Origin of the sequence: Shewanella sp. 5S214 (assembly GCF_041439795.1) — a bacterium.
Classification (GTDB): Bacteria; Pseudomonadota; Gammaproteobacteria; order Enterobacterales; family Shewanellaceae; genus Shewanella; species Shewanella vesiculosa.
Window position 1 is genome coordinate 1 of sequence record NZ_JBGOOV010000020.1, and the last position, 26,652, is coordinate 26,652.

The 26,652-nt window shown below is 43.8% G+C and carries 20 protein-coding genes and 1 tRNA gene; 12 read left to right on the forward strand and 9 right to left on the reverse strand.

All coding sequences use genetic code 11. From position 1 onward, the window contains the following. Positions 1 to 140: 140 nt before the first annotated feature. Both ACED29_RS13740 and ACED29_RS13745 read left to right on the forward strand, forming a co-directional pair. Positions 141 to 217 (forward strand) — tRNA-Asp (locus ACED29_RS13740). A gap of 437 nt (positions 218 to 654) precedes the next feature. After that, positions 655 to 1,929, forward strand: a complete 1,275-nt coding sequence (locus ACED29_RS13745; RefSeq protein ID WP_371697912.1) for a CinA family nicotinamide mononucleotide deamidase-related protein — start codon at positions 655 to 657, stop codon at positions 1,927 to 1,929. Positions 1,930 to 1,979: 50 nt separating this feature from the next. On the opposite strand, the gene ACED29_RS13750 is transcribed toward ACED29_RS13745, so the two are convergent. The 4 genes from ACED29_RS13750 to argE form a co-directional block, all read right to left on the reverse strand. Further along, a complete protein-coding gene (locus tag ACED29_RS13750) occupies positions 1,980 to 5,039 on the reverse strand; it encodes a DUF2339 domain-containing protein (protein WP_371697880.1) in 3,060 nt (1,019 codons plus the stop codon). A gap of 185 nt (positions 5,040 to 5,224) precedes the next feature. After that, positions 5,225 to 5,764 (reverse strand): DUF1439 domain-containing protein, encoded by a 540-nt coding sequence (locus ACED29_RS13755; RefSeq protein ID WP_371697881.1) that lies wholly within the window; start codon positions 5,762 to 5,764, stop codon positions 5,225 to 5,227. Beyond that, on the reverse strand, positions 5,761 to 8,409 hold the full coding sequence (gene ppc / locus ACED29_RS13760; protein ID WP_124018200.1) for a phosphoenolpyruvate carboxylase: 2,649 nt from the start codon (positions 8,407 to 8,409) through the stop codon (positions 5,761 to 5,763). The genes ACED29_RS13755 and ppc overlap by 4 nt, the downstream gene beginning before the upstream one ends. A 151-nt stretch (positions 8,410 to 8,560) precedes the next feature. Further along, positions 8,561 to 9,712, reverse strand: a complete 1,152-nt coding sequence (gene argE, locus ACED29_RS13765; RefSeq protein WP_182756060.1) for an acetylornithine deacetylase — start codon at positions 9,710 to 9,712, stop codon at positions 8,561 to 8,563. Between the two features lie 261 nt (positions 9,713 to 9,973). Here argE and argC point away from each other — a divergent pair, with 261 nt between their 5' ends. The 7 genes from argC (at position 9,974) to ACED29_RS13800 (ending at position 18,165) form a co-directional block, all read left to right on the forward strand. Continuing rightward, positions 9,974 to 10,954: an N-acetyl-gamma-glutamyl-phosphate reductase gene (argC, locus tag ACED29_RS13770; protein WP_347690491.1), complete on the forward strand. Its 981-nt coding sequence runs from the start codon at positions 9,974 to 9,976 to the stop codon at positions 10,952 to 10,954. 18 nt (positions 10,955 to 10,972) lie between these two features. Next, the gene (argB, locus tag ACED29_RS13775) at positions 10,973 to 11,755 is read left to right on the forward strand and encodes an acetylglutamate kinase (RefSeq protein ID WP_124018203.1); all 783 of its coding nucleotides are present in this window, start codon (positions 10,973 to 10,975) and stop codon (positions 11,753 to 11,755) included. A gap of 14 nt (positions 11,756 to 11,769) precedes the next feature. Next, the gene (locus ACED29_RS13780; RefSeq protein WP_124018204.1) at positions 11,770 to 12,675 is read left to right on the forward strand and encodes an ornithine carbamoyltransferase; all 906 of its coding nucleotides are present in this window, start codon (positions 11,770 to 11,772) and stop codon (positions 12,673 to 12,675) included. A gap of 93 nt (positions 12,676 to 12,768) precedes the next feature. Then, positions 12,769 to 13,992, forward strand: a complete 1,224-nt coding sequence (locus tag ACED29_RS13785) for an argininosuccinate synthase (RefSeq protein ID WP_124018205.1) — start codon at positions 12,769 to 12,771, stop codon at positions 13,990 to 13,992. 155 nt (positions 13,993 to 14,147) lie between these two features. After that, a complete protein-coding gene (argH, locus tag ACED29_RS13790) occupies positions 14,148 to 15,512 on the forward strand; it encodes an argininosuccinate lyase (protein ID WP_273058720.1) in 1,365 nt (454 codons plus the stop codon). A gap of 541 nt (positions 15,513 to 16,053) precedes the next feature. Then, positions 16,054 to 17,103, forward strand: coding sequence for a hypothetical protein (locus ACED29_RS13795; RefSeq protein ID WP_182722984.1), 1,050 nt, complete (start codon positions 16,054 to 16,056; stop codon positions 17,101 to 17,103). A gap of 6 nt (positions 17,104 to 17,109) precedes the next feature. Next, entirely contained in the window at positions 17,110 to 18,165 is a 1,056-nt protein-coding gene (locus ACED29_RS13800; RefSeq protein WP_371697882.1) for a hypothetical protein, read from the forward strand. Between the two features lie 279 nt (positions 18,166 to 18,444). Here the strand turns inward: ACED29_RS13800 and ACED29_RS13805 are convergent, their stop codons facing one another. From ACED29_RS13805 to ACED29_RS13815, 3 genes are read right to left on the reverse strand one after another with little or no spacing between them, the layout of a single operon-like run. Beyond that, entirely contained in the window at positions 18,445 to 20,748 is a 2,304-nt protein-coding gene (locus ACED29_RS13805) for a molybdopterin cofactor-binding domain-containing protein (protein ID WP_371697883.1), read from the reverse strand. Continuing rightward, positions 20,732 to 21,211, reverse strand: coding sequence for a (2Fe-2S)-binding protein (locus tag ACED29_RS13810; protein ID WP_101084828.1), 480 nt, complete (start codon positions 21,209 to 21,211; stop codon positions 20,732 to 20,734). The genes ACED29_RS13805 and ACED29_RS13810 overlap by 17 nt, the downstream gene beginning before the upstream one ends. Positions 21,212 to 21,229: 18 nt before the next feature. After that, positions 21,230 to 22,528: a cytochrome c gene (locus ACED29_RS13815; RefSeq protein WP_371697884.1), complete on the reverse strand. Its 1,299-nt coding sequence runs from the start codon at positions 22,526 to 22,528 to the stop codon at positions 21,230 to 21,232. 676 nt (positions 22,529 to 23,204) lie between these two features. Between ACED29_RS13815 and ACED29_RS13820 the strand changes: the two genes are divergently transcribed. The 3 genes from ACED29_RS13820 to ACED29_RS13830 are packed head-to-tail and all read left to right on the forward strand — an operon-like array spanning position 23,205 to position 25,387. After that, positions 23,205 to 23,522: a hypothetical protein gene (locus ACED29_RS13820; protein ID WP_124018213.1), complete on the forward strand. Its 318-nt coding sequence runs from the start codon at positions 23,205 to 23,207 to the stop codon at positions 23,520 to 23,522. A gap of 2 nt (positions 23,523 to 23,524) precedes the next feature. Beyond that, positions 23,525 to 23,782: a hypothetical protein gene (locus ACED29_RS13825; RefSeq protein ID WP_124018214.1), complete on the forward strand. Its 258-nt coding sequence runs from the start codon at positions 23,525 to 23,527 to the stop codon at positions 23,780 to 23,782. A 15-nt stretch (positions 23,783 to 23,797) separates the two neighbouring features. After that, entirely contained in the window at positions 23,798 to 25,387 is a 1,590-nt protein-coding gene (locus tag ACED29_RS13830; protein WP_371697885.1) for a PepSY-associated TM helix domain-containing protein, read from the forward strand. 68 nt (positions 25,388 to 25,455) lie between these two features. Here ACED29_RS13830 and ACED29_RS13835 read toward each other — a convergent pair whose 3' ends face one another. Together ACED29_RS13835 and ACED29_RS13840 are read right to left on the reverse strand one after the other, a co-directional pair. Continuing rightward, positions 25,456 to 26,151, reverse strand: coding sequence for a pirin family protein (locus ACED29_RS13835; RefSeq protein ID WP_124018216.1), 696 nt, complete (start codon positions 26,149 to 26,151; stop codon positions 25,456 to 25,458). A 45-nt stretch (positions 26,152 to 26,196) separates the two neighbouring features. Continuing rightward, a complete protein-coding gene (locus tag ACED29_RS13840) occupies positions 26,197 to 26,643 on the reverse strand; it encodes a DoxX family protein (protein WP_182722990.1) in 447 nt (148 codons plus the stop codon). Between the last annotated feature and the right edge of the window lie 9 nt (positions 26,644 to 26,652).

Here is a 26,652-nt window from a genome sequence, read left to right on the forward strand (position 1 = left end):
GATGGTAGTGTGGGGTCTCCCCATGCGAGAGTAGGTCATTTCCAGGCGCCTAATTTCTCTTTTACGAAAGAGAAGTCTCCTGATAGTGACATATCAGCGACTTAAAAAGATTTAGCATAGTGCGTAAGCAATTTGCTAAAGGAGCGGTAGTTCAGTTGGTTAGAATACCGGCCTGTCACGCCGGGGGTCGCGGGTTCGAGTCCCGTCCGCTCCGCCAACTTAAGATGAAAGCCCTAGCAGAAATGCTAGGGCTTTTTTCGTTGGGCGATAAAAAGTTAACAACATAAAATCCCGCGGCGGTTCGTTGAAGTGACAAGGTTGCGAGATTATAGGGCATGGCCCCATCCATGGCTTGTTAGCCTCTTTATGAACAGACAGCGGCCTGTCTTTGTCGCAAAGACTCACGGATTAAGCTCCCGTTCGTTCCGGCAACGTAAGTTGAAGGCTGTTGCTGTAACCTACTTTGGCAACATAGTGCCAACCTCATTGGTATTGTCTGTTTATCTCCTTTAATTGTTTTGAGCTATTTGTGTTGATTTGTTGTAATCCATTCATCTACTTATGATTTAATTTTCTCTTATTTCGATCTATTTTCTTGCCATTCAGATGTTGGACGCCTAAGTTAGTGCCAATGAAAGGGTATAGGAAATAATGATGAAGCTAGAAATGATTTGCACGGGTGAAGAAGTATTATCTGGTCAGATAGTCGATACTAATGCTGCTTGGGTTGCTAATACTATGATGGAAATAGGTATTGAGATGCAGCATAGGGTAACCGTTGGCGATCGAATGGAAGATCTCATTGCCGTATTCCAAGAACGTAGTAAGCATGCAGATGTTATTATTGTGAATGGTGGTTTAGGGCCTACTAGTGACGATATGTCGGCATTAGCGATGGCTAAAGCTAAAGGCGAAGAGCTTGTCGAAAATGTGGAGTGGCGTGAGCATTTAGAAGACTGGTTTACGCGTAATAACCGGGTGATGGCGAAGAGTAACTTAAAACAAGCTTGGTTACCTGCCTCGGCTATTATGATCGATAATCCTGTCGGTACAGCTTGTGGCTTTCGTGTGAAGTTGAATAATGCATGGCTATTTTTTACTCCTGGTGTGCCATTTGAATTAAAGCACATGATCACCGAACAGTTTATTCCATTTATTATCGAAGAGTTTGGTGCTCAACAAAAGTCAGCTTTAGAAAAGTTACTCACAATTGGTCACGGCGAGTCATCTTTAGCGGACACCTTATCTGAGCTGAATTTACCTGAAGGTATCGAGTTAGGTTATCGTTCATCAATGCCACACATTGAAATTAAAATTTTTGCTCGTGGTGAAAAAGCTATCCGTCAGCTACCCAAAGTAACAAAGCAGGTTAAAGCCTTGTTAGGGTATGCAGTTGTCGCTGAGAATCGACCAACATTAGCAGCTGAAATTCATCATCGCTTATATCAGTCTGGCCTGAGTTTAAGTGTCGCAGAGTCATGTACTGGTGGAATGATTACCAGTCAGTTAATCGACTTTGCTGGCAGTTCATCATACTTACACCATGGATTGGTGACCTATAGCAATGAATCTAAAGTGAGAGTTTTAGGTGTTAACCCACAAATATTGGACGATCATGGTGCTGTCTCTATTGCTACTGTTGAGGCGATGGCGCAAGGCGTACGCGCTATTCTTGATAGTGATTATGCATTAGCCACTAGCGGTATTGCTGGCCCAGATGGTGGATCTGATGATAAGCCTGTTGGGACAGTGGCGATAGCATTAGCAACTAAACATGGCGTATACAGTCAAATGGTGAAATTACCAAAGCGTTCACGCCAGCTTGTAAGAAGTATGAGTACCGCAATTGCTTACGATATGCTTCGTCGTGCATTGCTTGAAGAAGCTGTTATTGTCGATTACCCGTCAATTCCACGGTTTGCCAAGTAGGTTTACATCGAGCTTGCTTACCTCTGGTGTAAGCAAGCTCGATGTAATGACTAGGCTGTAAGGTCATCAGGTAATTGATTGTTTTTCGCCTTTTGATAAAAGTAAGCAACCGTCAGCAAAATAACGCCAATCAAAATAAAGGCGACGATTTTTTGAATTAATTCAAATGACGCCATATCAACAAAAATCACCTTGATACAAGCCAGAGCAAATAGCAGCGCAGCTAGCCTAACCAGGTTCGCTTGCTGAGGCCGTAGGCTTATAAACATCACCACACAGGCATGTACAACTAACAGTATTGCACTCATTGGTGCTGCAATACTCTGGTCGAATTGATAGCTCCACAGCAAGTAACTTATTACTAATAATGCATGCCAAGCCCACTTAAGCGCGACATAAGAGATAATTTTTCTGTGTGCTCTAATGCCTAATCTTGCCGTTAACAAATAACGACCTAATAACATCAGCACTCCAAGCTCTGCTAAATTAATCAGCACATTATCAATATTAAAGGTGAGCTGTGTTTCGCTGTGAAATAGGATAGGTAAAATCGCACAAGTAAAAATCATACAATATGCCAAGCTATAGCTTGGTGCTAAAGCCTGCTTAAAATGTTGACCGATACGTGTGTTTCTTTCGCCAATAACACTAAAATATCCACAGATAATTAACGCTGTAATTGCCCATGATGGATGGAACAAGTTGGTGATGGTTTGGCTTAACACGGCTATCACTAAGGCAATATAGTATGGCGCAATGTGCCATTGTAGCGTGGTAATGTGTTGCCATTTTTTGGGTAGTTGTTCATAACGTAAGCTAATAAATCCGAGAAATAGCAAGCCTAGGACCAATGCTGCAAGTCCTTGCCACTGTTCTGCTAGACACATTGCTGCGGTGATCATGGTTGCTAGGATCGTGAGTATTTGCGTCTCATAGTGAAGACTTTTGTGCTTAACAAAGTAAGCCAAACCTAGACTCATCAAACTGCTCAGCCACAATGAGATAGCAATGTAGTCAGGATAGCTACGTATGATTTTGGGCAATATTAGTAACGGTAGCACTAGGTAACAAATTAACTGAACATAGTAAGCAAAGCGGATTAACTTGGCATCAGCATAGTATTTTTTGTACCAATAATACGCCAGTAATAATCCGCCAAAGAGCTCAATACGGGCTAATTTAGCGTTGATTGCTTGGTCGGCAAAGCTAAGGCTATCAGCGTCTACCATGCCAAAAATAATTAAACCTAATAACGGCAGTTGCAATAACCAGGCTAATACTTCGCTAAAGCGTAAGGTGTGTTTAGCGCTCATGTACAGCAGCAATAAGCTGATGAATGGCAATGTATTAAGCCAATATTGCTCGGTGATGAAGAAGCTCACCAGCAATAAGGTGATTGTATAAAGCACCCCAAGTAACTCGCGGATAAATCGCACTGCTAAGTGTTCTAATTTCATTAAGTCAGCTTGATGGCGGCTAAGCAGCTTTTGCGCCGCCAAAGTCATCGCGCAGGTTAGCGCCATCGATATACTCAATAATGCTTGATATCCTAATAGACCATCATTGTCATAGTTCGACAGTGTTAGCACATCAAAGACGTTAGCAAAGCTGCTGATTATGCCTAGTATAAGTAAGACATAGGCTTCAGCTCTAATAGGGCTAAATAGCTGTTTACAGCCAATCCACAGTAACAGCAAACCTTCTAACAGCAGCACTAGTCCTAGCAGTTCTACGCTAAGTAAAAACAGTGCAGCAAAACCAGCAAAGCTTCCTGCAAAAGCCAAAGCTAGGGCTGCAATATCTTTATCGCGTTTAATCACCCAATATAACAAGCCACACAGTAATGTATTAAGTACAAAAATCTCTCCAGCAAAAACGCTCCATTGCGTCAGGGCGTAAAGGATAAAGGCCATTAGTGCGATTGGAACCGCTAGCAGTCTTGGTGTTAAAGCTGATTTTATGACAAATAATAAACTGGCAATACTGTAGAGGTAGAACAACCCATTGATCATCAGTAATGCTAAGCCGGTTTGCCAATCGATAACAGGTAAAGGCAATTGAATAGCTAAGCCCAATATTTGTACGCAAGCAATGTGGAGTAATGCGGTGACTTCGATAAGTATCGGCCAAGCTAATTTGTGGCTTTGGATCATCGAGCAGATGCCGATAAGCATCAAATAGGGTAGATATAATAAAGGTGTTTGACCGCCGTCAAGTAACATCAATGGCGCAAGTGAGCCGCCAATTAAGGCGATAATTGCCACTACTTTGGTGTCGAGTTTACTTGAAAGGCCATAACCTAATATCGTATTGAGAAATAGCAAACCAAAGCAGGCAACATCGGCAATAAGATTAAAATATGGTCCTAGGAAATACAAACACAAGTAGTTAAGAATAAGCCCAAGACCGACGAGTCCGGAACCAAAATCTTGCATCCCCGGGCGTTTTTGCCGAATAAACACTCCGCCGACAATAATGCTATTTGCGACCCCGAGTCCTAGTAAGGCTTTACCCAACTCTGAAAACCAGTTGTTGATTGAAAACTGCAGTAAATAACCAAAGCCTAGTGTCAGAGTAATGATGCCCGCCACTGTCATCAAAAATACTGGGCCTAAGCCTTTAGCTTGGTAATGCTGATAAAAGCCTTTTGCTTGTTCGGTTAACCCAGACAAAGGTGCAAGTGCAGATGCACTGAACTCACCAATAGCTTCAGCTAACTGGGTGAGCATGGCACTAAGGGCGCTTTGTCTGGCTGGTGACTTTGTGACTACCGAAGTTTGTTGTGCCGATATCGATGCTGCTGACACCGAATGACTTGTGTCTGACGGTTGGCGCTCCCAAGCGGAAGATGAGTATTGAGGCTTATCGGCAACAATATTGCTGCTCGAATCGTTTGCTCGACTCTCGTGCACAGGAATATGTAAGTTTTCTGCAGACAAGCTAAGCGGTTGTTGATTATTACTTTGCGCCTGTACTTGCTGGGCTAAAGCATCAAGTTGCTGAGCGAACCGAGCCAATTGTTGATTTACATCGGCCTGTTGTGCACCTTGCTGTGAGACTAGCTCCGCCAGTTGTGCTTTTAATTTGGCTACGTCATCCATTAACGGCATCATTCATCCCATGATTATTATGCACTCCAATATTGCCAAGTTATTGTACGTGGTTATGATTGAATAGGAAATGCTCAGTTTTTTGATATTTGAGATGTTGAGCCTTTATTGATTATGTGGATGTACAGAGATTTGAAGCAATAAAAAAGCACCCGCAGGTGCTTTCTATTACGATGATGATAGTGCTAAAACTTAACTACCAGTTTGCCCTGTTGTACGGCAATCTCTTTGGTCATTTTCGCCATTAGCGCTTGATTACTGTCGCGAGTGTCTAAGGTATACACTGGCTGATTTTCAAGATAACTACATAAAAAACTCATTAATTGTGGCGTAGCTTGGCTGATGTAACGCTCAATATCAGCGGGTTCAGACTCAACTTTGACTAAGTTTAACTGTCGTAGATACACGCTCTTAGTGTCAGTATCGTACCAAGGCACTGCCTCAAATGTCGTTTTTAATTTAGCGTGAATGGGCAGTAATGGGTTATTAACAGTGATCATAGTTGCTGCTGTTACTGCCATAGTATTTGGCTTAGCGCCTAATACTACCTGCATGTCATTTAGCTTAAGCGACACTCCAATTAACTTATTGCCCTGTTTGACCTCAAAATGCATGTCTTTATTAAGGTATTGTTCTATTTCAGACTCAGTGATGCTGTACTGACTGGCACAGCCAGTCAGTAGTAATAACAATCCAAGTCCAAGGGTTTTAACCAAGGTTATCATCCAGTATTTCTCATTCCTGCAGCAACGCCGGCAATAGTCAGCATCAATGCTAACTGAACATGCGCCGATGGCTCTACCTCTCTACGTGTACGGGCTAATAGCTCGGTTTGTAAAAAGTTAAGTGGGTCGATATAAGGATTGCGCAGTTTAACAGATTCACGGCTCCAAGGAGTATGTGCCATTAACTCTGTTGCTTGGGTTAATGACAATACAGCATCAATACCCAGTTGCAGACGTTGACGCAACTTTTCGCCTAAATGATGTAGTTCTGGTTTAACTAAACATAGCTCGTAATACTTAGCTAAGTTAGGTTCTGCTTTGGTGTAAACCATCTCTAGCATTGAAATACGAGTTTCAAAGAAAGGCCATTGGTCTTCCATCTCGCGTAATAGTTCAAGCTCGCCGCGATCCGCAGCATCTTGTAATGCTTCACCAGCACCCAACCAAGCCGGTAACATTAAGCGGTTTTGTGACCAAGCGAAAATCCACGGAATAGCACGGAGACTTTCAATGCCACCATCGACTTTTCGTTTCGCTGGGCGGCTGCCTAATGGCAGTTTACCGAGTTCAACTTCTGGCGTAGCGGATCTAAAGTACGCAACAAAGTCTGGTTCTTCACGAACAATACCGCGGTAATGCGCTACTGACTCAGCAGCGATACGTTGCATACAATCACGCCATGCCTTTTTAGGCTCGGGTGGCGGCAGTAGTGTCGCTTCCATTACGGCCGAAGTGTACAGCGCTAAACTTTGCACTGCTAATTTGGGTAAGCCAAATTTAAAGCGGATCATTTCGCCTTGCTCTGTCACACGAATGCGACCATCAACCGAACCTGGTGGTTGCGATAAAATGGCTTTGTGAGCTGGTCCACCTCCACGGCCAATTGAGCCACCACGACCATGGAACAGCATCAACTTAACGTCAGCCTTTTTACAGACAGCAACGAGTTGCTCCTGAGCACGATATTGTGCCCAAGCGGCTGCCATAACCCCAGCATCTTTTGCAGAGTCAGAATAACCAATCATGACTTCTTGCATGCCTTTGGTGTAACCACGATACCAATCAATGTTGAGCAGCGCTGTCATACAATCAGCTGCACTTTCAAGGTCTGCTAATGTTTCAAATAACGGTACCACCCGCATTGGGTTCGTGCAGCCAGCTTCTTTTAACAGTAACAACACTGTGAGTACATCAGATGGCTTACTGGCCATAGAGATCACATACGACCCTAATGCATTAACGGGTTGTTGGGCGACTAAGTTGCAGGTTCTGACAACTTCTGCCACATCATCACTTGGTTGCCAATTTGCAGGGATCAGCGGGCGTTTACTGGTGAGTTCACGCAGTAAAAAGGCTTGTTTTTCATTTTCGTCCCAGTGGTTGTAATCGCCCATACCTAAATAACGGGTCAGTTCGGCGATTACGTCGCTGTGGCGTGATGCATCTTGACGGATATCGAGGCGCAACATGTGAATACCAAAGCAGGCTAAACGACGCAAGATGTCGAGTAACAGGCCGTTGGCAATTAACTTCATGCCGCAATCGGTCAAGCTTTTATAAAGCAACTGAAGCGGTTCAAGTAAGTCTGTTTTATGCCAAATAAGCTCGCGAGTATCGACGTCAGGTTTTTTACCTTCAAGGCGAGCGTTAAGGTAATCGATAGTGTTACGTAACTGACAGCGCAACTTGCGTAACACATCACGGTACGGTTCTTTACTGTTATCGGTTAACGCTGATAATTCAGCATTAGCGTGTTCCATCGACAATTCGCCGAGTAAGGTCACAATATCTTTTAGATATAGTCTGGCTGCCGCGTGACGATTACGGTCAAGCACTTCTTGAGTGACGGTAGAGGTCACAAATGGATTGCCGTCGCGGTCACCACCCATCCAGCTCGAAAAGCGTACTGGAGATACATCAATAGGTAACTGCTGGCCGGTTTTATGCTCAACTTGATCATTTAATTGACGTAAAAAGTCAGGGATCGCTTGCCACAATGAAGTTTCAATCGTGCTCAAGCCCCAGCGTGCTTCATCAACAGGTGTTGGGCGTTCGCTGCGGATTTCGTTGGTATGCCAAATTTGAGCAATCAACTGACGAAGACGCAGTGTGCTTTGTTCACGTTCGCGATCGGTAAGCTGAGAATTTTCTTGCTCGGTTAAGCAATCTACAACGGCGGCGTATTTTTGGATTAAGGTGCGACGAGATATTTCTGTTGGATGTGCCGTTAATACTAAATCAATGTCTAAGTTTTTTAAGCACTTTATGACATCTTTTTTATCTAAATCAGTGTCTAGCATTCGCCCGAGCAGTTGCTCTACAGGATCCGGAACACACACTAGCTCGTCGCAATTGCGGCTAATGGTATGGAATTGTTCTGCGATATTGGCTAAGTTTAAAAATTGGTTGAAGGCTTTCGCGAAAGGCACCAGCTCTTCGTCTGGTAACGCGGTTAATAATGCTAGCATTTGCTCACGAGAGGCTTCGTCACCCTGGCGAGATTTTTTGGCTAAAATACGAATTTGTTCTACTTTTTCTAAGAATGCATCACCTAAGTGGGTTTGCATTGTTTCGCCTAATATCTGGCCTAGATGCCCCACATTTGATCGAAGTGACGCATACATATCTGCCGTTTGCTCTGTCATACTTACTCCCGAAAAATGAACGATTTTTCCAATATCTCTTACATCACAATACCCAGCGTATCAATATCGGTCAATACACGGGCAGTGTGTTTCGTAATTTTATTTCGTAAAAATGTTACATTTATATCGTTAAAAAACCTAACTGCGCCGATTATTTGATACAAGCGTGATAAATCATTTTTTTGATCAATTCAACCGTAGGTGTGAGGTATTCTAAGCCAATAAATTCGTCTGGCTGGTGGGCTTGGTTAATACTTCCTGGGCCCAATACTAAGGTTTGGCAACCGAGTTTATTGATGTATGGTGCCTCAGTAGAATAGTTGACCACTTCAGCTTCATTACCTGATAATTGTGCCACTAATTTGGTCCACGGGTTATCTGCTTTTCCTGCAAATGATTCAGCCCCTGGATACAAAGTACTGACGCTAATACTGCCAGGATACTCTTTACTGATGTCAGATAAGTAGTTTAATACCATTAATTCCAGATCAGCTAGCTCCATACCCGGTAATGGGCGAATATCTAAATGCAAGTCGCAGCAACCACAAATGCGGTTAGCCGCATCACCACCATGAATATGGCCAAAGTTCATCGTAGGATAAGGCACGGTAAACGCATCTTCGCGGTAATTTTCACTTAAATGCTGTTTGAGTAGCATTAGTTTGCCAATGACTTTGTGCATCACTTCAATGGCATTGAGGCCGCGTGCTGGATCAGATGAATGGCCACTGCGACCAATGACGCGGATCCCTTGGGCTAAATGCCCCTTATGCATGTAGACAGGTTTCAAGCTGGTGGGCTCACCGATAACCGCATAATCTGGCGCGATAACAGCAGAGTCAGCAAATGCCTTGGCGCCACTCATAGTGGTTTCTTCGTCAGCGCTGGCAAAAATAGTTAAAGGTCGCTTAAATTGATCGAGTGGCATGTCTTTTAATGCTTCAAGTACTAGCGCAAAAAAGCCTTTCATGTCGCAAGTACCTAAGCCGTACCAACGATTATTTTTTTCAACCATCTCAAATGGGCTTTGGCTCCAGCGGCCTTCATCAAATGGCACGGTATCGGTATGGCCTGCTAATAATAGTCCGCCGCTACCTGAACCTATTCGGGCAATAAGATTTTGCTTATTACGCGAATCTTCTACTGTAGGGGTTTCACATTCAAAACCAAGCTCGCTAAACCAGTTTTGCAACAAGTTGATAACTGCATGGTTACTCATATCATGTTCAGCTTCGAGTGCACTGACTGATGGCGCTGCAATCAGCTGTGTAAAACAACTTTTTAGATTTGGGAGTGTGCTCATGGGTTATCCTAAAAATAATATGTAAAATACTTATTCACATATATTGCATAATTAATGTTGTGTGGTAGTCTAGCAAACAGCATTAACCGACACCATAAATTGAACATTAGAAATGAAAATAAATATGTGCATTCTCGCTGCTAAATCCACTATATCAATAATCATCGCTAACTTCCTGCGACGATAGTTCTAAATTAGGCGGCTCCCGTCTAAATAGGCTATGCTGACACTTTCTCTCATTATCAAAAAGAAACCAAACTTATGAAAAGCATCGCAATTATTGGCGCCAGTGGCTACACAGGTGCACAAATCACCTCGTTAATTAATGCAGACACTAATCTAAGCGTTCAAGGTTTGTATGTATCAGAAAATAGTTTAGATAAAGGTCGTAAATTAGCTGATTTATACCCGGTATATAGCCACATGGCTTATACACTATCGCCATTATCTGATGATGCTAAAAAACGAATTGTAGCCGAAGCTGATGCAGTAGTATTAGCGACTGAGCATTCAGTGAGCCTAGAGCTTGCGGCATGGTTTTACCAGCAGGGTTTGGCTGTATTCGATTTAAGTGGTGCTTATCGTTTTGCTGATGTGGCGCAGTACCCTAAATGGTATGGCTTTGAGCATACTCATCCTGATGTGTTAGCTCAGGCAGTGTATGGCTTAGCCGAGTGGAATAGCGAACAAATTAAACAAACCAGAATGATTGCGGTACCCGGTTGTTATCCTACGGCATCACTTACTGCACTAAAACCGCTTAAACCATTTTTAACTGAAATGTACCCAGTGATTAATGCGGTTAGTGGTGTCACGGGAGCGGGACGTAAAGCGCAACTGCATACTAATTTTTGTGAAGTCAGCTTAACGCCATACGGTGTGTTAGGCCACAGACATCAGCCTGAAATTGCCACACACTTGGGTCAAGAAGTGATCTTCACGCCGCATTTGGGTAACTTTAAGCGCGGCATTTTAGCGACGATAACCGTACAGCTAAAGCCGGGCACTACCGAAGCGGATGTGGTCAAGGCTTACAGCGTCTACGATAATGCCCCAATCGTAACGGTTAAGCACAACCAGTTTCCTAAAGTCGATGATGTAGTCAATACAGCCAATTGTCATTTAGGTTGGAAATATGATGCTAAAAGTGGTTATTTAGTGGTCGCCAGTGCGATTGATAATTTAATGAAAGGCGCTGCCAGCCAAGGGCTTCAGTGTATTAAAATCCATTTCGATGTGTAAGCGGATTAAGGAATAATAATAATGACTACAAAATCAGTGTTAGTGCTTAAAGTCGGTGGTGCTTTACTGCAATGCGAAATGGGTATGGCGCGCTTAATGGATGCCGCTGCTGAAATGATTGCCGCGGGTCAACAAGTGATATTGGTACACGGTGGTGGGTGTTTAGTTGATGAGCAACTGACTGCAAATGGTAAAGAAACTATTAAATTAGACGGTTTACGCGTTACGCCTGCCGATCAAATTGCAATCGTGGTAGGTGCACTCGCTGGCTCGTCGAATAAAATTCTACAAGCCGCAGCCGCTAAAGCTGGCATTGTCAGTATCGGCATGAGCCTAGGAGACGGCAATGTCGTTACGGCTAAAATTAAAGATGAACGTTTAGGGCTGGTGGGCGAAGTTGAGCCAAAAGATGCTACCTATTTAAACTTTATTTTAAGCCAAGGTTGGATGCCAATTTGCAGTTCTATTGCCATTTCTAGCCAAGGCGAGATGTTAAATGTGAATGCTGACCAAGCCGCAACGGCACTTGCTAAATTAGTAAATGGCACCCTAGTGCTATTGTCAGATGTATCGGGTGTATTAGACGGTAAAGGGCAATTAATTCATAGTTTAAATAAAAGCGAAATTGAACACTTAGTCGCCCAAGGGGTGATTGAAAAAGGCATGAAAGTGAAAGTGGAAGCGGCACTAGAAGTTGCTCAGTGGATGGGGAAACCTGTGCAAGTGGCTTCGTGGCGCGACGCGGAACAATTAAAAACCTTAGTCAAAGGTGGGTCCGTCGGGACTCAAATACAACCTTAATGGAGTAGTCGTATATGCAGCACCTATTGTCGATAAAAGAGTTAACTCAATCTCAGCTATTAGCCATCATTGAATTGGCTAAAAAAATTAAGCACAACCCAGCTGAGTACCGTCGTGCCTTAGATGGAAAAAGTGTGGTGATGTTATTTGAAAAGCCATCACTGCGCACCCGAGTCAGCTTTGACATTGGCATTAATAAATTAGGTGGTCACTGCTTATACTTAGACCAACAAAATGGCGCCTTAGGCCAACGTGAAACCGTGGCAGACTTTGCAACTAATATTTCATGTTGGGCTGATGCCATTGTCGCGAGAACTTACTCGCATACGACTATCGAACAGCTCGCGCTGCATGGCACAGTACCAGTGATTAATGCATTGTCTGACTTATATCATCCTTGCCAGGCTCTGGCCGATTTTTTAACCTTATCCGAGCAGTTTGATGATGTAAGCCAAGCAAAATTAGCTTATGTTGGTGATGGTAATAACGTCACCCACTCACTCATTTATGGTGCGGCGATTTTAGGTATGACCATGACAGTGATTTGCCCTGAAGGTGCATTCCCTGATGCATTAGTGGTCACCGAAGCACAAGCGTTAGCGCAAAAAAATGGTGGTAAGTTAACGTTGAGTGCTGACATTAATGCTATAGAAGGTCATGATGCTGTTTATACCGATACGTGGATTTCTATGGGCGATGACACTCCGCTTGCTGACATAAAAGCCCGTTTTGCACCGTACCAAGTTAACAGCGAGCTAATGGCTCAAGCTGGTGCTAAATTCTTTATGCATTGCTTACCAGCACATCGTGGCGTAGAAGTAACCGACGAGGTAATGGATGGTCAAGGCTCGTTGATTTTACATCAAGCAGAAAATCGCATGCATGCGCAAAATGCAGTATTAGTGACCTTATTAAGTTAGGCACCTTATTTAAGTTATTCAAAAGATTAAGACAATAATGCCTCTGGCGTTATTTAAATTGAACATATACGTAATCGATTCTAGGAATTAAACATGTCTAGTGCAGTGAAAAAAACCGGCGTTAAAAAAGTGGTATTGGCATATTCAGGTGGTTTAGATACTTCAGCCATTATCCCGTGGTTAAAAGAAACCTATGATAACTGCGAAATCATCGCATTCTGTGCCGATGTAGGCCAAGGCGAAGAAGAGCTCGTTGGCTTAACCGAAAAGGCATTAGCCTCTGGTGCTTCTGAGTGCCATATTGTTGATCTAAAAGAAGAGTTTGTTGCCGATTATATTTACCCAACTATCGCCACGGGCGCTATTTACGAAGGCACTTATTTATTAGGTACTTCGATGGCGCGGCCGATTATTGCTAAAGCGCAAGTTGAAGTGGCCCGTAAAGTCGGCGCCGATGCGGTATGTCACGGCTGCACAGGTAAAGGTAACGACCAAGTGCGTTTTGAAGGTTGTTTTGCCGCATTAGCCCCAGACTTAAAAGTCATCGCGCCATGGCGTGAGTGGGAAATGCGTAGCCGTGAAGACTTGTTGGCTTACCTTGCTGAGCGCGGCATTAAAACCAGCGCCTCAGCTACTAAAATTTATAGCCGTGATGCCAACGCATGGCATATTTCACATGAAGGCGGTGAGTTAGAAGATCCGTGGAACGAGCCATCAAAAGGTGTATGGACGCTAACAGTCGCGCCAGAAGATGCACCAAATGAAGCAGAATATGTGTCGTTAGCGATTAAAAATGGTCGTGTTACCCATGTCAATGACGAGGCATTATCACCATATGCAGCATTAATGACGTTAAATGATATTGCTGCTAAGCACGGTGTTGGTCGTATCGACATTACTGAAAACCGTTTAGTGGGCATGAAGTCACGTGGTTGTTATGAAACCCCTGGTGGCACAGTGATGTTTGCTGGTTTGCGTGCCATTGAAGAATTGGTATTAGATAAAACCAGCCGTACCTGGCGCGAGCAGATTGCAGCCCAAATGTCGCACCTAGTGTACGACGGTCGTTGGTTTACGCCTTTATGTAAGTCACTTATCGCAGCATCTGAATCATTAGCGGAGTCAGTTAACGGTGATGTAGTGATTAAGCTGTATAAAGGCCAAGCAACAGCAGTTAAAAAGCGTTCACCTAACAGCTTGTATTCAGAAGCTTTCGCTACCTTTGGTGAAGATGACGTATACGATCAAAAACACGCTGAAGGCTTTATCCGTTTGTATTCTTTAGCTAGCCGTATTCGCGCGCTCAATACTAAATAACCAATACGGCAACCATATAAAGGCGCTGCAAAGCGCCTTTCTTATAATGACTTTTGGGCTAATGGCAGAGTCATTACAAGAAAGAGAATATGATTTACAGCTATATTATTGAACACCCAGTTCTTAACACAGTTTTTAATACAGAGGATACCGACATGGCGTTATGGGGCGGAAGATTTCAAGGTGAAACCAGTGCACTTTTCAAGTTATTTAATGACTCACTGCCGGTTGATTATCGCTTATTTGAACAAGACGTTGTTGGATCAATCGCATGGGCTGATGCTATTGCCAGCGTAGGCATTATTACTGCTCAAGAATGTACTGATTTAAAAGCGGCCCTCAATGAATTGCTGGTGGAAGTGGGTAATGATCCCCAAGCTATCATCAGCAATGGCGCAGAAGATATTCACAGTTTTGTTGAACAAAAGCTGATTGCTAAAGTCGGTGATTTAGGTAAAAAACTCCATACAGGCCGTTCACGTAATGATCAAGTCGCTACCGATTTAAAACTGTGGTGTAAAAAAGAAGGTGCAGCGCTGCTAGCGCGTTTAGGCACATTACACGCAGAATTAATTGCCCTTGCAGAGCGTGAAGTCGATGCAGTAATGCCTGGTTATACCCATTTACAGCGCGCACAACCGGTCACTTTTGGCCACTGGGCGTTGGCCTATGTCGAAATGTTCGAGCGTGATATTAGCCGTCTGCAAGATGCATTGGGGCGTGCCGATTCATGTCCATTAGGTTCAGGCGCACTTGCTGGTACCGCGTATCCTATTGACCGTCACGCACTCGCAGCAGCATTGAACTTTGCCCGCCCGACATTAAACAGTTTAGACAGTGTGTCAGATCGCGATCACGTGGTTGAATTATGTAGCACAGCGTCTATCAGCATGATGCATTTAAGCCGGATGGCCGAAGACTTAATTTTCTTCAATTCTGGTGAAGCTAATTTTATCTCGTTAAGCGATCAAGTTACCTCTGGCTCATCATTAATGCCACAAAAGAAAAACCCAGATGCATTAGAGCTTATTCGTGGTAAAACCGGCCGTGTTTATGGCAGTTTAGTGGGGATTCTCACTACCATGAAAGCCTTACCTTTGGCTTACAACAAAGACATGCAAGAAGACAAAGAAGGCTTGTTTGATGTGGTCGACAGCTGGGCTATTTGCTTAGACATGGCTGCATTAGTGTTGTCGGGCTTAACCGTTAACCGCCCGCAAGCTTTGGTCGCGGCGCAGCAAGGTTACGCTAATGCCACTGAACTAGCCGACTACCTTGTAGCTAAAGGCATGCCATTTCGTGAAGCGCATCATGTCGTCGGTGAGGTGGTGGTATTTGCCATTGGTGAGCAAAAGCCGATTGAAGACTTAAGCGTGGCTGAGTTGCAACAATTTGCAAAAGTGATTAGCGATGATGTGTATCCAAACCTTACGATTGAAGCGTGTTTAGAAAAGCGTGATGTATTAGGCGGCACCGCCATTAATCAAGTGCAAGCCGCCATTGCGGCTAAAAAAGCGTAACCAATCTCATAAGATGAAGTGAGCAAAATAATCTGGCGGTTTGTCTTTGGCAGACAGTCTGTAAAGCCCTATGGATGCAAGTCTATAGGGCTTTTTTATGTCTAACACTGCTTATAGATAACCAGCATTTGGGATAATAGTGTAGCTTATCTATTATGTTTTGATCTGAGTCAGCGTAAATATCAGCAAATTTTTTGCACATACTTCGATTCTTGAGCATCTCAAACAGGTGAACTAAGTTTTTATCTAATATTGGAGTAAAAGCTTAAAACATATGTGTTAGTGCTTACTGCCATTGTTAAATTCTTGTTATCGCCTATTGGTAAGATCTGCTCTCGATATCGACCACTTATCGATTGTTTTGATTCAAACACTCGGGTGTTTTTGGTGTAAAAATCTTGATTTTTAAGAGTTGCATTGTTTTATTTCTGCTCTATGTTGATGTTGGTGCTGGAGTGAAATGCATCAATTCGGTAACAAAAATATAAAAAAACACGCACACGGCACAGGCTGATGTAGCGGAAAATATAAGGATATTGCGATGAAAAAATCTCTATTTTTATTATTAGCGGGTTTATTAACTGGTGCAGCACAAGCATCTGTGGGGGGATACCCTGTGGTGTTAGTGCACGGTTTTCAACCCGATAACTTACAAAGCAAACCGACTGGGGAGAAGGTAAGCGAAAATGGTGGCCAATATTGGGCACAGTATTGGCGTGATCGCGCAGACGAACGTATTGATTGGCCCTCGCAAGAGCGCATTGCCAATAAAATTACCAGTCAATATGTATGGCCTAAACTACAGCAATTATCGCGTTCAGGGACATGTGACAGTGGTTGTGTATTTGTCACCCATTCTACTGGTGATTTAGTGATGCGCTATATTATTGATAATCAAGCGTTATGGTTACAAAATGCCGGTTTAAAACCGCTTAATATTGTCGCCACATTTGATTTTTCTGGTGCCGGCGGTGGTGTTGAGCTGGCAGATTTAGCCGCGAATGTTGCCAGTGGCTCAGGTTTACTGGATAGCACATTAAAACTGGCAGTATCACTATGGTTAGGTGAGCTGCCGTCGTCATCCAATATTGGGGTATTGAATGACTTACGTGTAAATACTGCACGTCAATTGGCCGCGTTTCCTGACAGTCGAGTTCCACGTTTGCGTTTTGCTGGTGCAGGTTCTGACTTTCTCGGTGTTACGGGGGCATTTTTACCCGGCGAAGATGATGGTGTTGTTGCCAGTCACTCGAGTTGCGGTGCTGCATCAGTTGGCAGTTACAACAGTTGCTCACGCAGCGTGGCATTTGATGGCAAGCTCACTTCAACAAATGGCCCAAGTGGATTTATGCCTTATCACTATCCTATGTTAATGAGTAAAGGGTATAGCCATGGCGATACTATTTTAAATAGCGCTAAAGATGAAGTGACTTCTGCTAATAGTCGTGCCAATTATCTCAATGGCGATAACTTACAATTCAGCACCTATGATGAAAAACGTGGCTGGTGGATATTTAGTTCGCGTTATAGATTGGTGAGTAATTCGAATAAAACCAGTATGTCAGCACTGGTATATCAAGCAGCTAACTAAGCGTATATGAAATATAAAAAACTCGCTATAACCATTACCCTACTTGTTGTAGCGGTAGGGTATGGGATATACCGCTATACCGCAGAGCCGACACTTAAGCCGTCTCTGGCGGTTGCTGTAGCGCCGGTTGATCTTGTGTCTGTTCAGTCCAAGGTGCCCTCGATGAAGCCAAAGCAGATAACCGTAGTTGAAAAGCTGCCTCAATCGATCAGCGACAGCTTTCAGCTTATGGCTCAGGCTTATGCTAGTGACCTAACTTTGCCCGCTTATTCGATACCACTGTCAGCTAATGACAGTACCTTGCTTAACCCTAATGCTTATATCCCACAAGCGGTTTTACTACAAGATGGCGCCAGCGCCAGTATCGTGTTACCACAATACCGCTTTAGTTTTCCAGAACCTGTGGTGGTAAAGCTTGAAGTAAAGGGCTTAGCGGTTAATGGTGCAAGTGTATCGTTACGCAGCGAGCTTGCTGGTGGAACAGAGGTATTAGTGGCTAAAACCATGCTAGGGAGTGATGGAGAATGGGCGATAACTCTCGATGCCGAAGAGGATTGGGATGGCCCAATAGAGATCAGTGTAACCTTTAGTGCTAAGGGCAAAAAGCAAACGCTAAAAACCGGTATAGAATATAGTCATCCTACTGCAACCATAACTGGAGTCGGGGATATTCGTGCTGAAGGCAGTGATATGTTAATCCCGGTTAAAGTGGATGTCGAGCTAGCGGGCTATTATCGTTTACGTGCCAATTTATATACAGCAGATAAGCAGCCGATTGCCTTGCTAACTGGCTCAGACAAGCTGACACAAGGTTCAGTGGTGTTGGATCTTAAAGCCTATAAAGAAGTGTTAGCACAATATAAAGGCCCTTATGTTCTAAGCACATTTGTATTGGAGCGTCGTCCAGCTGTGCCCGGTGAATTAACTCAGTACGGCCATAGTGAGGAACCTGCCTATGAGCTAGGTGACTTTGCCGTTGAGTCGTTATCTGATGAGCCATGGCAACCCGATGAGCAAGAAATGCAGCGACTTGAGTTTTTGCAAAAAATGGCAGGAGACTAAGGTTTAGCCATTGTTACTTACATTATCTAAAAAACCGCATTAGTAAATAGTGCGGTTTTTTTGTGTCTAAATAACGTCAAATTAGCCATGTATGCAGCATGAAATTGTGCAGGTAATCCGATTAGTTTCCTCGTTTTTCAAGCGTTTCAAGGTATTTTTTAATCAGTTCTATACTGAAATTGGCTTCACTGTCTATTCAAGCAATGGCAATGATGAGGTTAAGTGGGTATAAAAAAGCCCAGTCATTATGATAAAGACTGGGCTATTAGTGCAGATAAATTATGCTTTAGTTAACGCGCTTTTCACGTCGCTAGGCTTCATCGGAATTTTACGTAAACGCACACCAACTGCTTGGTAGATTGCATTGGCAATCGCTGGCGCAACAGGAGTTACCGCCGGTTCACCTAATCCAGAGGGTGGCATTTTGCTCGGGATAAACTCGATTTTAACGTCTGGAGTTTGACCTAAACGCAGCGGGGTATAAGTATCGAAGTTTGAGTCTTTATACTGACCATTAAGCAGTTCAGTACCTTCATACAAGGCCATCGATAATCCCCATAATGCCGCGCCCTGACACTGCGCTTCAGCACCATTAGGATCAACAATAATACCAGCATCGATAGCGATATACAGTTTCTGAACATTGACAATACCGTTGCTTTTGTCGACATGAACTTGTACTGCACACGATACCCATGTTGGCATGTCACGCTCTTGGCCAAAGGTTGATGCAATTCCAAGCGCTGTATCTTTGGCTTGTGGAGTACCCCAACCAATCATCTCAGCAGCTTTCTTAAGTACTACGGCTTGGCGAGCCGCGCCACCTTCAGCAACGGGTGTGCTACCAGCATTTCGGCCTTCGGCAATAAGCATGTCTAGGCGGAACTGCAATGGATCTTTACCCGCGTGATGTGCCGCTTCATCCATAAAGCTTTCAACAGCCCAACCTGTCCAACCTGGTCCAACTGAACGTAACCAACCTGGTCTGAAGGTCGCAATCGCAAGATCATTGGATACCGCACGTACTTTTTGAGCTCCAACAGTGTACCAATGGTCTGCGCCGGCAATCGAGAACGGATCATACGGTTCACCATTGGTGCCTTTAGGCATAAATCCTGGGGCTAATACTTGAGTTGGCCAACCTGCTGTGGCGTGATGTTCCATTGCGGTAACCGCTTTTTTGTCATCAAATGCCATTTTTAGCTGTTGAACTGATGCAGAACGTGCGCTATCAAATAACATGTCTTGTGGACGCATCATCACCATTTTAACCGGTTTACCGCCTAATGCTTTAGAGGTCAATGCCGCTGGAATGGTGTAGTCGCCGTTAAGTCTGCGGCCAAAGCCGCCGCCTAACATGTAGCTACGAATAACAATGTTAGCTTCTTCTTCACCTAATGCTGTTGCTAATACGGGGAGGGTAAGTGATTGCCACTGACAACCTGAATGCACTTCCCATATACCGTCTTGGTTTTTAAATACCAAGGCGTTAAGCGGTTCCATTTGCGCATGTAATACCGTGCTGGTGATGTATTCTTCTGCAATGGTGCTTTTGGCACTGGCAAATGCTGGCTCAGTGTCAGCATTGCCCGTGTCTAAAATACTGCCTTTGGTTTGATCGCCAAGTAATTTTTGACCATGAGCAATGATGTCTGCTTCAGACACGTTGGCCGTTTTACCCGCATCCCATGTAACCTTTACCAGCTTTGAGGCTTTTTGGGCCGCATTGAAGCTGCTGGCGATAACCATTAACCATCCTGGCACACTGCCACTGGCATCATCTAGTACGATAGTTTGTTGGTAACCCTTTACTGCTTTTGCTGCAGAGTCATCAAACTTAACGACTTTAGAGCCATAACGTGTAGGAGGCAGAATAGGGTTGGCGTACACCATGCCATCAACTTTCGCATCGATACCAAATATGGTTTTACCATTGGTCTTGTTGGCGATATCAAGAGACGTTACCTGTTGACCAACAAGTTTAAGATCGGCATTAGGTTTCAGCGGCAGGGTTTTCAGTTCTTCTTCAGTAAACTGACGTGTTAAGCCCATAGTGACTAATTCACCGTAAGATAGCTCGCCTTTAGTTGAGATAATTTTACCGTTACTGGCTTTACAGTCTTTTGCAGCGATGCCCCATTTTTTAGCCGCAGCTTCAATTAACGCTGTACGACCAGCAGCACCTGCTTGACGGTATACAGGCCAACTTTGCGAAATAGACCAGCTGCCACCCGTAACCATGTAACCCCAGCGTGGATCACTGTCGACATGGATAATTTCAATATCATCCCATGAAGCTTCTAGTTCATCAGCAAGAATACGAGCAATAGCAGTACCGACATGTTGGCCCATTTCTGAGCGCATAATGTTGACTTTAATTTTGCCGGCGGTATCGATTGAGTACCATAAAGACGGTTCGTAAATGTCGCCTTCACTTGGTAATACTTTACCGTCAGGGCTAGCCGGATCCATTGCCGCCATTAAATGGCGAGGAAAACCAAAGCTGACACCTACCGCTGTCATGGCAATTAAAAAACCGCGGCGGGTTATCCCAGCCGATCCACGTTTAGGCAGTCTGCTCATCGTTGCTCTCCTTGATTGCGTTTGCTGCTTCATGAATGGCGCTACGAATACGAACGTAGGTCATACAACGACATAAGTTTCCGCCCATCACAGCGTCAATGTCTTTGTCTGAAGGCTCTGGAATGTCTTTTAGTAGTGCTGCAGCTTGCATAATTTGGCCCGACTGGCAGTAACCACACTGTGGTACTTGCAGTTTTTGCCAAGAAATTTGCAATGGATGATCGCCCTTTTCAGAAAGCCCTTCAATCGTGGTGATTTCAGCTCCTTCAACTGACGATATCGGGGTTATACACGAACGTGTAGCTCGGCCGCCAACATGGACGGTACAGGCACCACAGGTACCAATACCACAGCCAAATTTAGTGCCTGTCATGTCCAGTTCATCACGAATAACCCACAGTAGAGGAGTATCACTCTCTACGTCGGCAGTCATCGGTTTGCCGTTTAAAATAAATTTTGCCATTGTCACTTCTCCAGTGAATTAGTGCTCAAATCGGGGTTGATTGCGGATCTCGCCCACTTTTTGTTGTAGTTTCGGCCAGGTGTTTTCCCCAGCTGCTTGACGCAAATAGGCTGCTATAGCGGTAATATCATCATCGTTAAGTGCATCGCGGAATCCTGGCATTACAACGCCGCTAATCCCTTGGTCGCTGCGTACGCCATCCAGTATTACGTTAATCAGGTTGCTTGGATCATTAAGATGTGTTGCTGAGCCAATAGTAATCAATGGTCGCCCTTTCACTAATTGGTCGCTGTTGTAGTGGCATGCTTGGCAAGCCGTCGCATATAAACGTGCACCTTGATCAATCCGCTGATCTGGTTGTTGATCTTGTGCCGCTATTGCTGCCTGTAAGGTGCTACTTGAGTCAGGCTCGTCGGTATTATTGGTACCGGCAATCTCAGCAAAGTATCCACTAATGGCTTCTATGTCACTGTCAGGTAGAGCTGACAGACCTTTGTGCATAACCGGCGCCATTGGACCTGCCGCACTACCATGGTAAGGCGAGTTACCAGTAGTAAGGTATTCGTAAAAGTCTTGCGCGTGCCATGGCAGAGGTGAAGTACTCGTTGATGTTAATGATGGTGCTATCCAACCATCAATGGCAGCCCCTTGGTACATTTGTGCATATTTTTCGCCGCCCAACGCATTACGTGGTGTATGACATGCACCACAGTGAGCAATACCTTCAGCTAAGTAAGCCCCACGGTTCCATTCTGCAGATTGCTGGCTGTTGATCTCAAAAGGTTGGGTGTCAGCAAACAGCAGTTTCCAACCCGCTTGAAACCAGCGGATGTTGAGTGGAAACGGAATACCGTTGTCTTTTTTGGCTTGGTTAACTGCCGGAACTGACGTCATGATGTAAGCGTAAATCGCGTTTATGTCATCGTCGGTCATTTTATTAAAGTGTTCATAAGGGAACGCAGGCAATAAATGATGTCCATCGCGGCTCACACCAGTGCGCATGGCACGAGCGAAAGCGGCTTGCGACCAGCTACCAATGCCTGTTTCGACATCAGGAGTGATGTTACTTGAATAAATGGTGCCAAAGTCAGTATGCATTTCATAGTTACCAGCATAGGCGGTGCCACCCGGTGGTGTATGACAAGTACTGCAATAGCCTGCTGCGGCTAAGACTTTACCTTGTTCGATAACGTGTGGAGAGTAATCTGTTTGAGTAGGTTCGACGGGATCAATTGCTGGGTGCCAAGCATATATACTGAATATACCTAATCCAACAATAGCTGCGCCACATACGCCGTAAACGATGCGCTTTAGCATATAACATTGCCTTATTTTAAATAAAAAATGATATTAGAGAAGGGAAAATCTTATTTAACATTCCCTGTTCGACTTTGTATTATTATTGTGATTGGTCAAATATTAATCCTAAGCAAGGGATAGCCCTTTGTCCAGCATTGATAATGACGGATCTTGTATTGTATTAGAATAAAATAATACAGCACTGTGCTGACAAGTAACATTGAGTACGGTAAAAAAAACATTATAGTTAATTTTATGTTAGTTAACCGTTTTTTAGGTTTACTCTATGTTGCGTTAATCATAGCGTTCTATTACAAATGTGACCGGTACAACAAGATTGATGAGCGAGTGGACGTACGGTTTTAAAAAACGCTATTTTCTGACTGACTCCTTTATATATTAAGCGGCCTTCATTTGCCTATGACTGACTTGTTCCATGATTATATAAGGTAGTAACCATGTGATTACCTCTAAGGTGGCTTGTTTCAAGGCGGTAATTCTCTTAGCAACTCTGCCTTTCACCTGGAGATACCATTGTGGCAGTGGTATCGCTAAGTGGATAAAGCGCTTTTAGATTGCCGATCCAGAGTTATTGTTAAGCCTGATTGACATTCTACTTGTAATAATCGAGTACATTTAGGATAATTAATGCAAATCATTATCATTTGCGTTAATCGGCTTGGGATTGTATCAAATGGAACTTGTCAGTGTATCTTCTTTATGGCTTGGTTGTTTGTTTGCCTATTTGGCATCTGACAAACAGCAGCTCATTAGTTTGCCTTTCCCTAAATTATTAGCTTGGAGCTTGTGCTGTTTAGCGGTGTTATTTTCTGTGTGGGGATTTAGTCATACATACAGTGTATTAGTTGCCAGTTTAGTGGTGCTGATTTGCATGATGACCATGTGGATATTGCTGGTGCTGGTGGCCTCGCACTATAAAGGTCGAAGCATCTGGGTCAGTTCGCTAGGCTTTGCATTGTTTGTCAGTATCCTCCTTATTGGGGTTAAATAACCATGTGGCCTAAATCTGTTGCTGCATTTTTATGGGGATTAGTACTGGCCATCAGTTTAATGCTCATCGTCTTTCGGATATTGCCGGCTGCTGTTGATGTAAAACTATTTGTGGGGCTAATGCTGGGTTTTTGTATGTGGGTTGGGGTGATGACATTTTGTTATAGCCGCAATAGTGCAAAGGCGGCCAGTGTCGTATGTGTAAAATGGCTTATGGCCAGTAGCCTTATCAATGCGTTGTTATTTTTTTCTCAAACTTAAGTCATGAATACCTCAATGAAGTCTGATTATCCCGTTAAGCACAAGGTCATTAAAAATCTTATCGAAGCCCATAGCTGGCTTGGACTAATTATTTCACCGTTATTATTTTTGGTTTTTTGGGCTGGAGCCGTAACCTTATTTCACGATGAGATCACTCAATGGGCCGTCACCCCGCATCATCCAATTGATCCTACTCAAGTTGATATTCCTTTAGCAAAACTTGTCGAGCAAAAAAGGGCTGAATACCCAATGGATCAAACTGGCCGTTTTCGGATTAATATGCCGACCCAGCTAGTACCTTATTATATTTTTTACTTTGACAAAGTAAGAGACGATCCACAATCTGCATCTCAGTCAATGGCGATACTGGTTGATCCTAAAAGCGGTGAAACTGTGGCTGATAAGGATGACTTTTATTTATCACAATTTATTTACCGCCTGCATTACAACCTTGATCTGCCTGGCGGCAGTTATTTAATTGGTGTGGTGACGCTGATTTTTCTATTTGCGTTAGTCTCGGGTATTTTTATCCATGCGCGTAAATTACTGAAACATTTCTTTTTGTATCGTGTCGATAAACAACGCCGGGATAAATTACTTGATCTTCATACTGTTGTTGGGGTGATGACACTACCTTTTACTTTGATGTATGCGTTGAGTGGCTTGATCCTTAACTTGGCCATAGTGTTTCAGCTGGCTTTTGTGGTGTTTATTTATCAGGGCGATCGACAAGCTTTGTTTAATGATGCCGGTTTTAACCGTAGCAGCGAACCTCGCAGTGAAATGCCACTGGATATGAGCAATGCGTTTACCTTAATTGAACACACTACACAGCAAGCGAATTTTGAATTACGGAATATTATTTTCCACCATTACGGCGCCGATAATGCTCTGGTACAAGTGCGTGGAACCGACACGGTTAATTTCGCCCAACGAGATGAAGTGACCTATCGGGTTCAGGACGGCACTGTGATGGATAAGGTTAATGCAGATAATTACAATGTGTTCCGTCAAGGTAGAGATGTATTAGTGACATTGCATTTTAGTAACTTTGCAGGCTTAGATATCCGTATTTTGTACTTTATTTTGGCGCTAGCTATCAGTGCCATGATTGTGACAGGCAATATGCTATGGATTAACAAACGCAGTGCTCAGCGCCAGTCTTCTCCTCGCAGTATTGCTATCGTAACTGCCATGACGATTGGCGGCTGTGGTGGCATTATTGTGGCGACAGCAGTTGGTTTTTTGTGTGAACGACTATTACCCACAGCCTTAATAGGGCGAGGGGAATGGCTGGTGGGTTGTTTTGTAACGTCACTGTTGGCCGTCATGTTGTACAGTCTAAAAGTGAGTGATATTAAGCGTCATATCAGTCAGTTGCTGTTACTCACCAGTGGCATATTAGTCATCACTGTTGTGGCAGATTGGTTGTTGTTTTCTGAGCAAATATTAGCATTATGGCAAGGTGGTTATCATGGAGTCATCGGCATCCAAGTCGGCATGATACTGATAACAGCAGTGTGTTTATGGACCGCTAGTCAGTTAAGAGTATCACCTTGTTCGCTGCCAACAATGGCTAAAAATATCACAGCTACCAATGGATAATGAATTGATATAAATTGATTAAACCTGTGAACAACACTATCACAGGCTTAATCATTAACTAGGCTGATCTAGGGCAAATCAAAAATCAGTGCTGTTGACTGAGTGTCCGCTGGATTAACTAAGGTCACTGTGGTGATGTCGGTAAGTTTAGCACCGTCTCCAGCACTCAGATTTTGCTCATCAATACTCAGCTGTCCAGCCACCTGATGCACGTATACTTTGCGTCCAACAGTCACCTGATAGGTTATTTCGGAGTTAGGTGCCAGAATCAGTTGTGACAATGTCGCATTTTGCTTGATTTGCAAGGTACCTTTGTCACCCGTTGGCGTAGCTATCGTCGTTAGTCCTACTGCTTGACCAAAGTTTTTTTGTTGGTATCCAGGCGTGTTACCTAAGGTATTTGGCTGGATCCAAATTTGCAAAAACTTCAGTGATTCAGTTTTTGATGCATTGTATTCACTGTGACTAATACCGCTACCGGCTGACATCAATTGAAATTCCCCAGCGGGTAATACTTCAACATTGCCTTCGCTGTCTTTATGGGCGATAGAGCCTTCAAGTACGTAGCTGATAATTTCCATGTCACGGTGACCGTGAGTAGCAAATCCTGCACCTGGAGTGACGCTGTCATCATTGATGACGCGTAGCGCTGAAAAGCCCATGTGCTCTGGATCGTAATAGCTACCAAATGAAAAGCTGTGCTTACTGTCTAACCAGCCAAAATTAGCTTTACCGCGTTCACTTGCAAGTCGTAATGTAATCATAATGTGCTCCTAAAGCGTGATCTAAATACAGAATATAAGCTCGGCTTACTTAGCTAATTTCGCGGCAATGACGTTATCTATCCCAACTCTGCCTGAACCCGATATTGCCAGTGACACTGTGATAGCCAACAGTGCTAACGCAAATTCATAACCGTTATTTGCCATAAATAAACCGTTACTGATGTGTACGCTAGCAATGGCGATGACCATAGTGAACGCTAACACCACCGCAGCTGGACGAGTCAGTAAGCCTAATAGAATGAACAAGCCACCGAAAAGCTCTGCACTGCCAGCCATAAACGCCATTAATACGCCAGGTTCCATGCCTATCGATGCCATCCATTGTCCTGTGCCTTCTAAACCATAACCGCCAAACCAACCAAACAATTTTTGTGCACCGTGAGCCATAAAAATAATCCCAACTGGTACACGTAATGCCAAGGTACTGAAACCAGCGGTAGAGCGAGTGATATTTTTGATTAGTGCTTTCATGATAGTTAT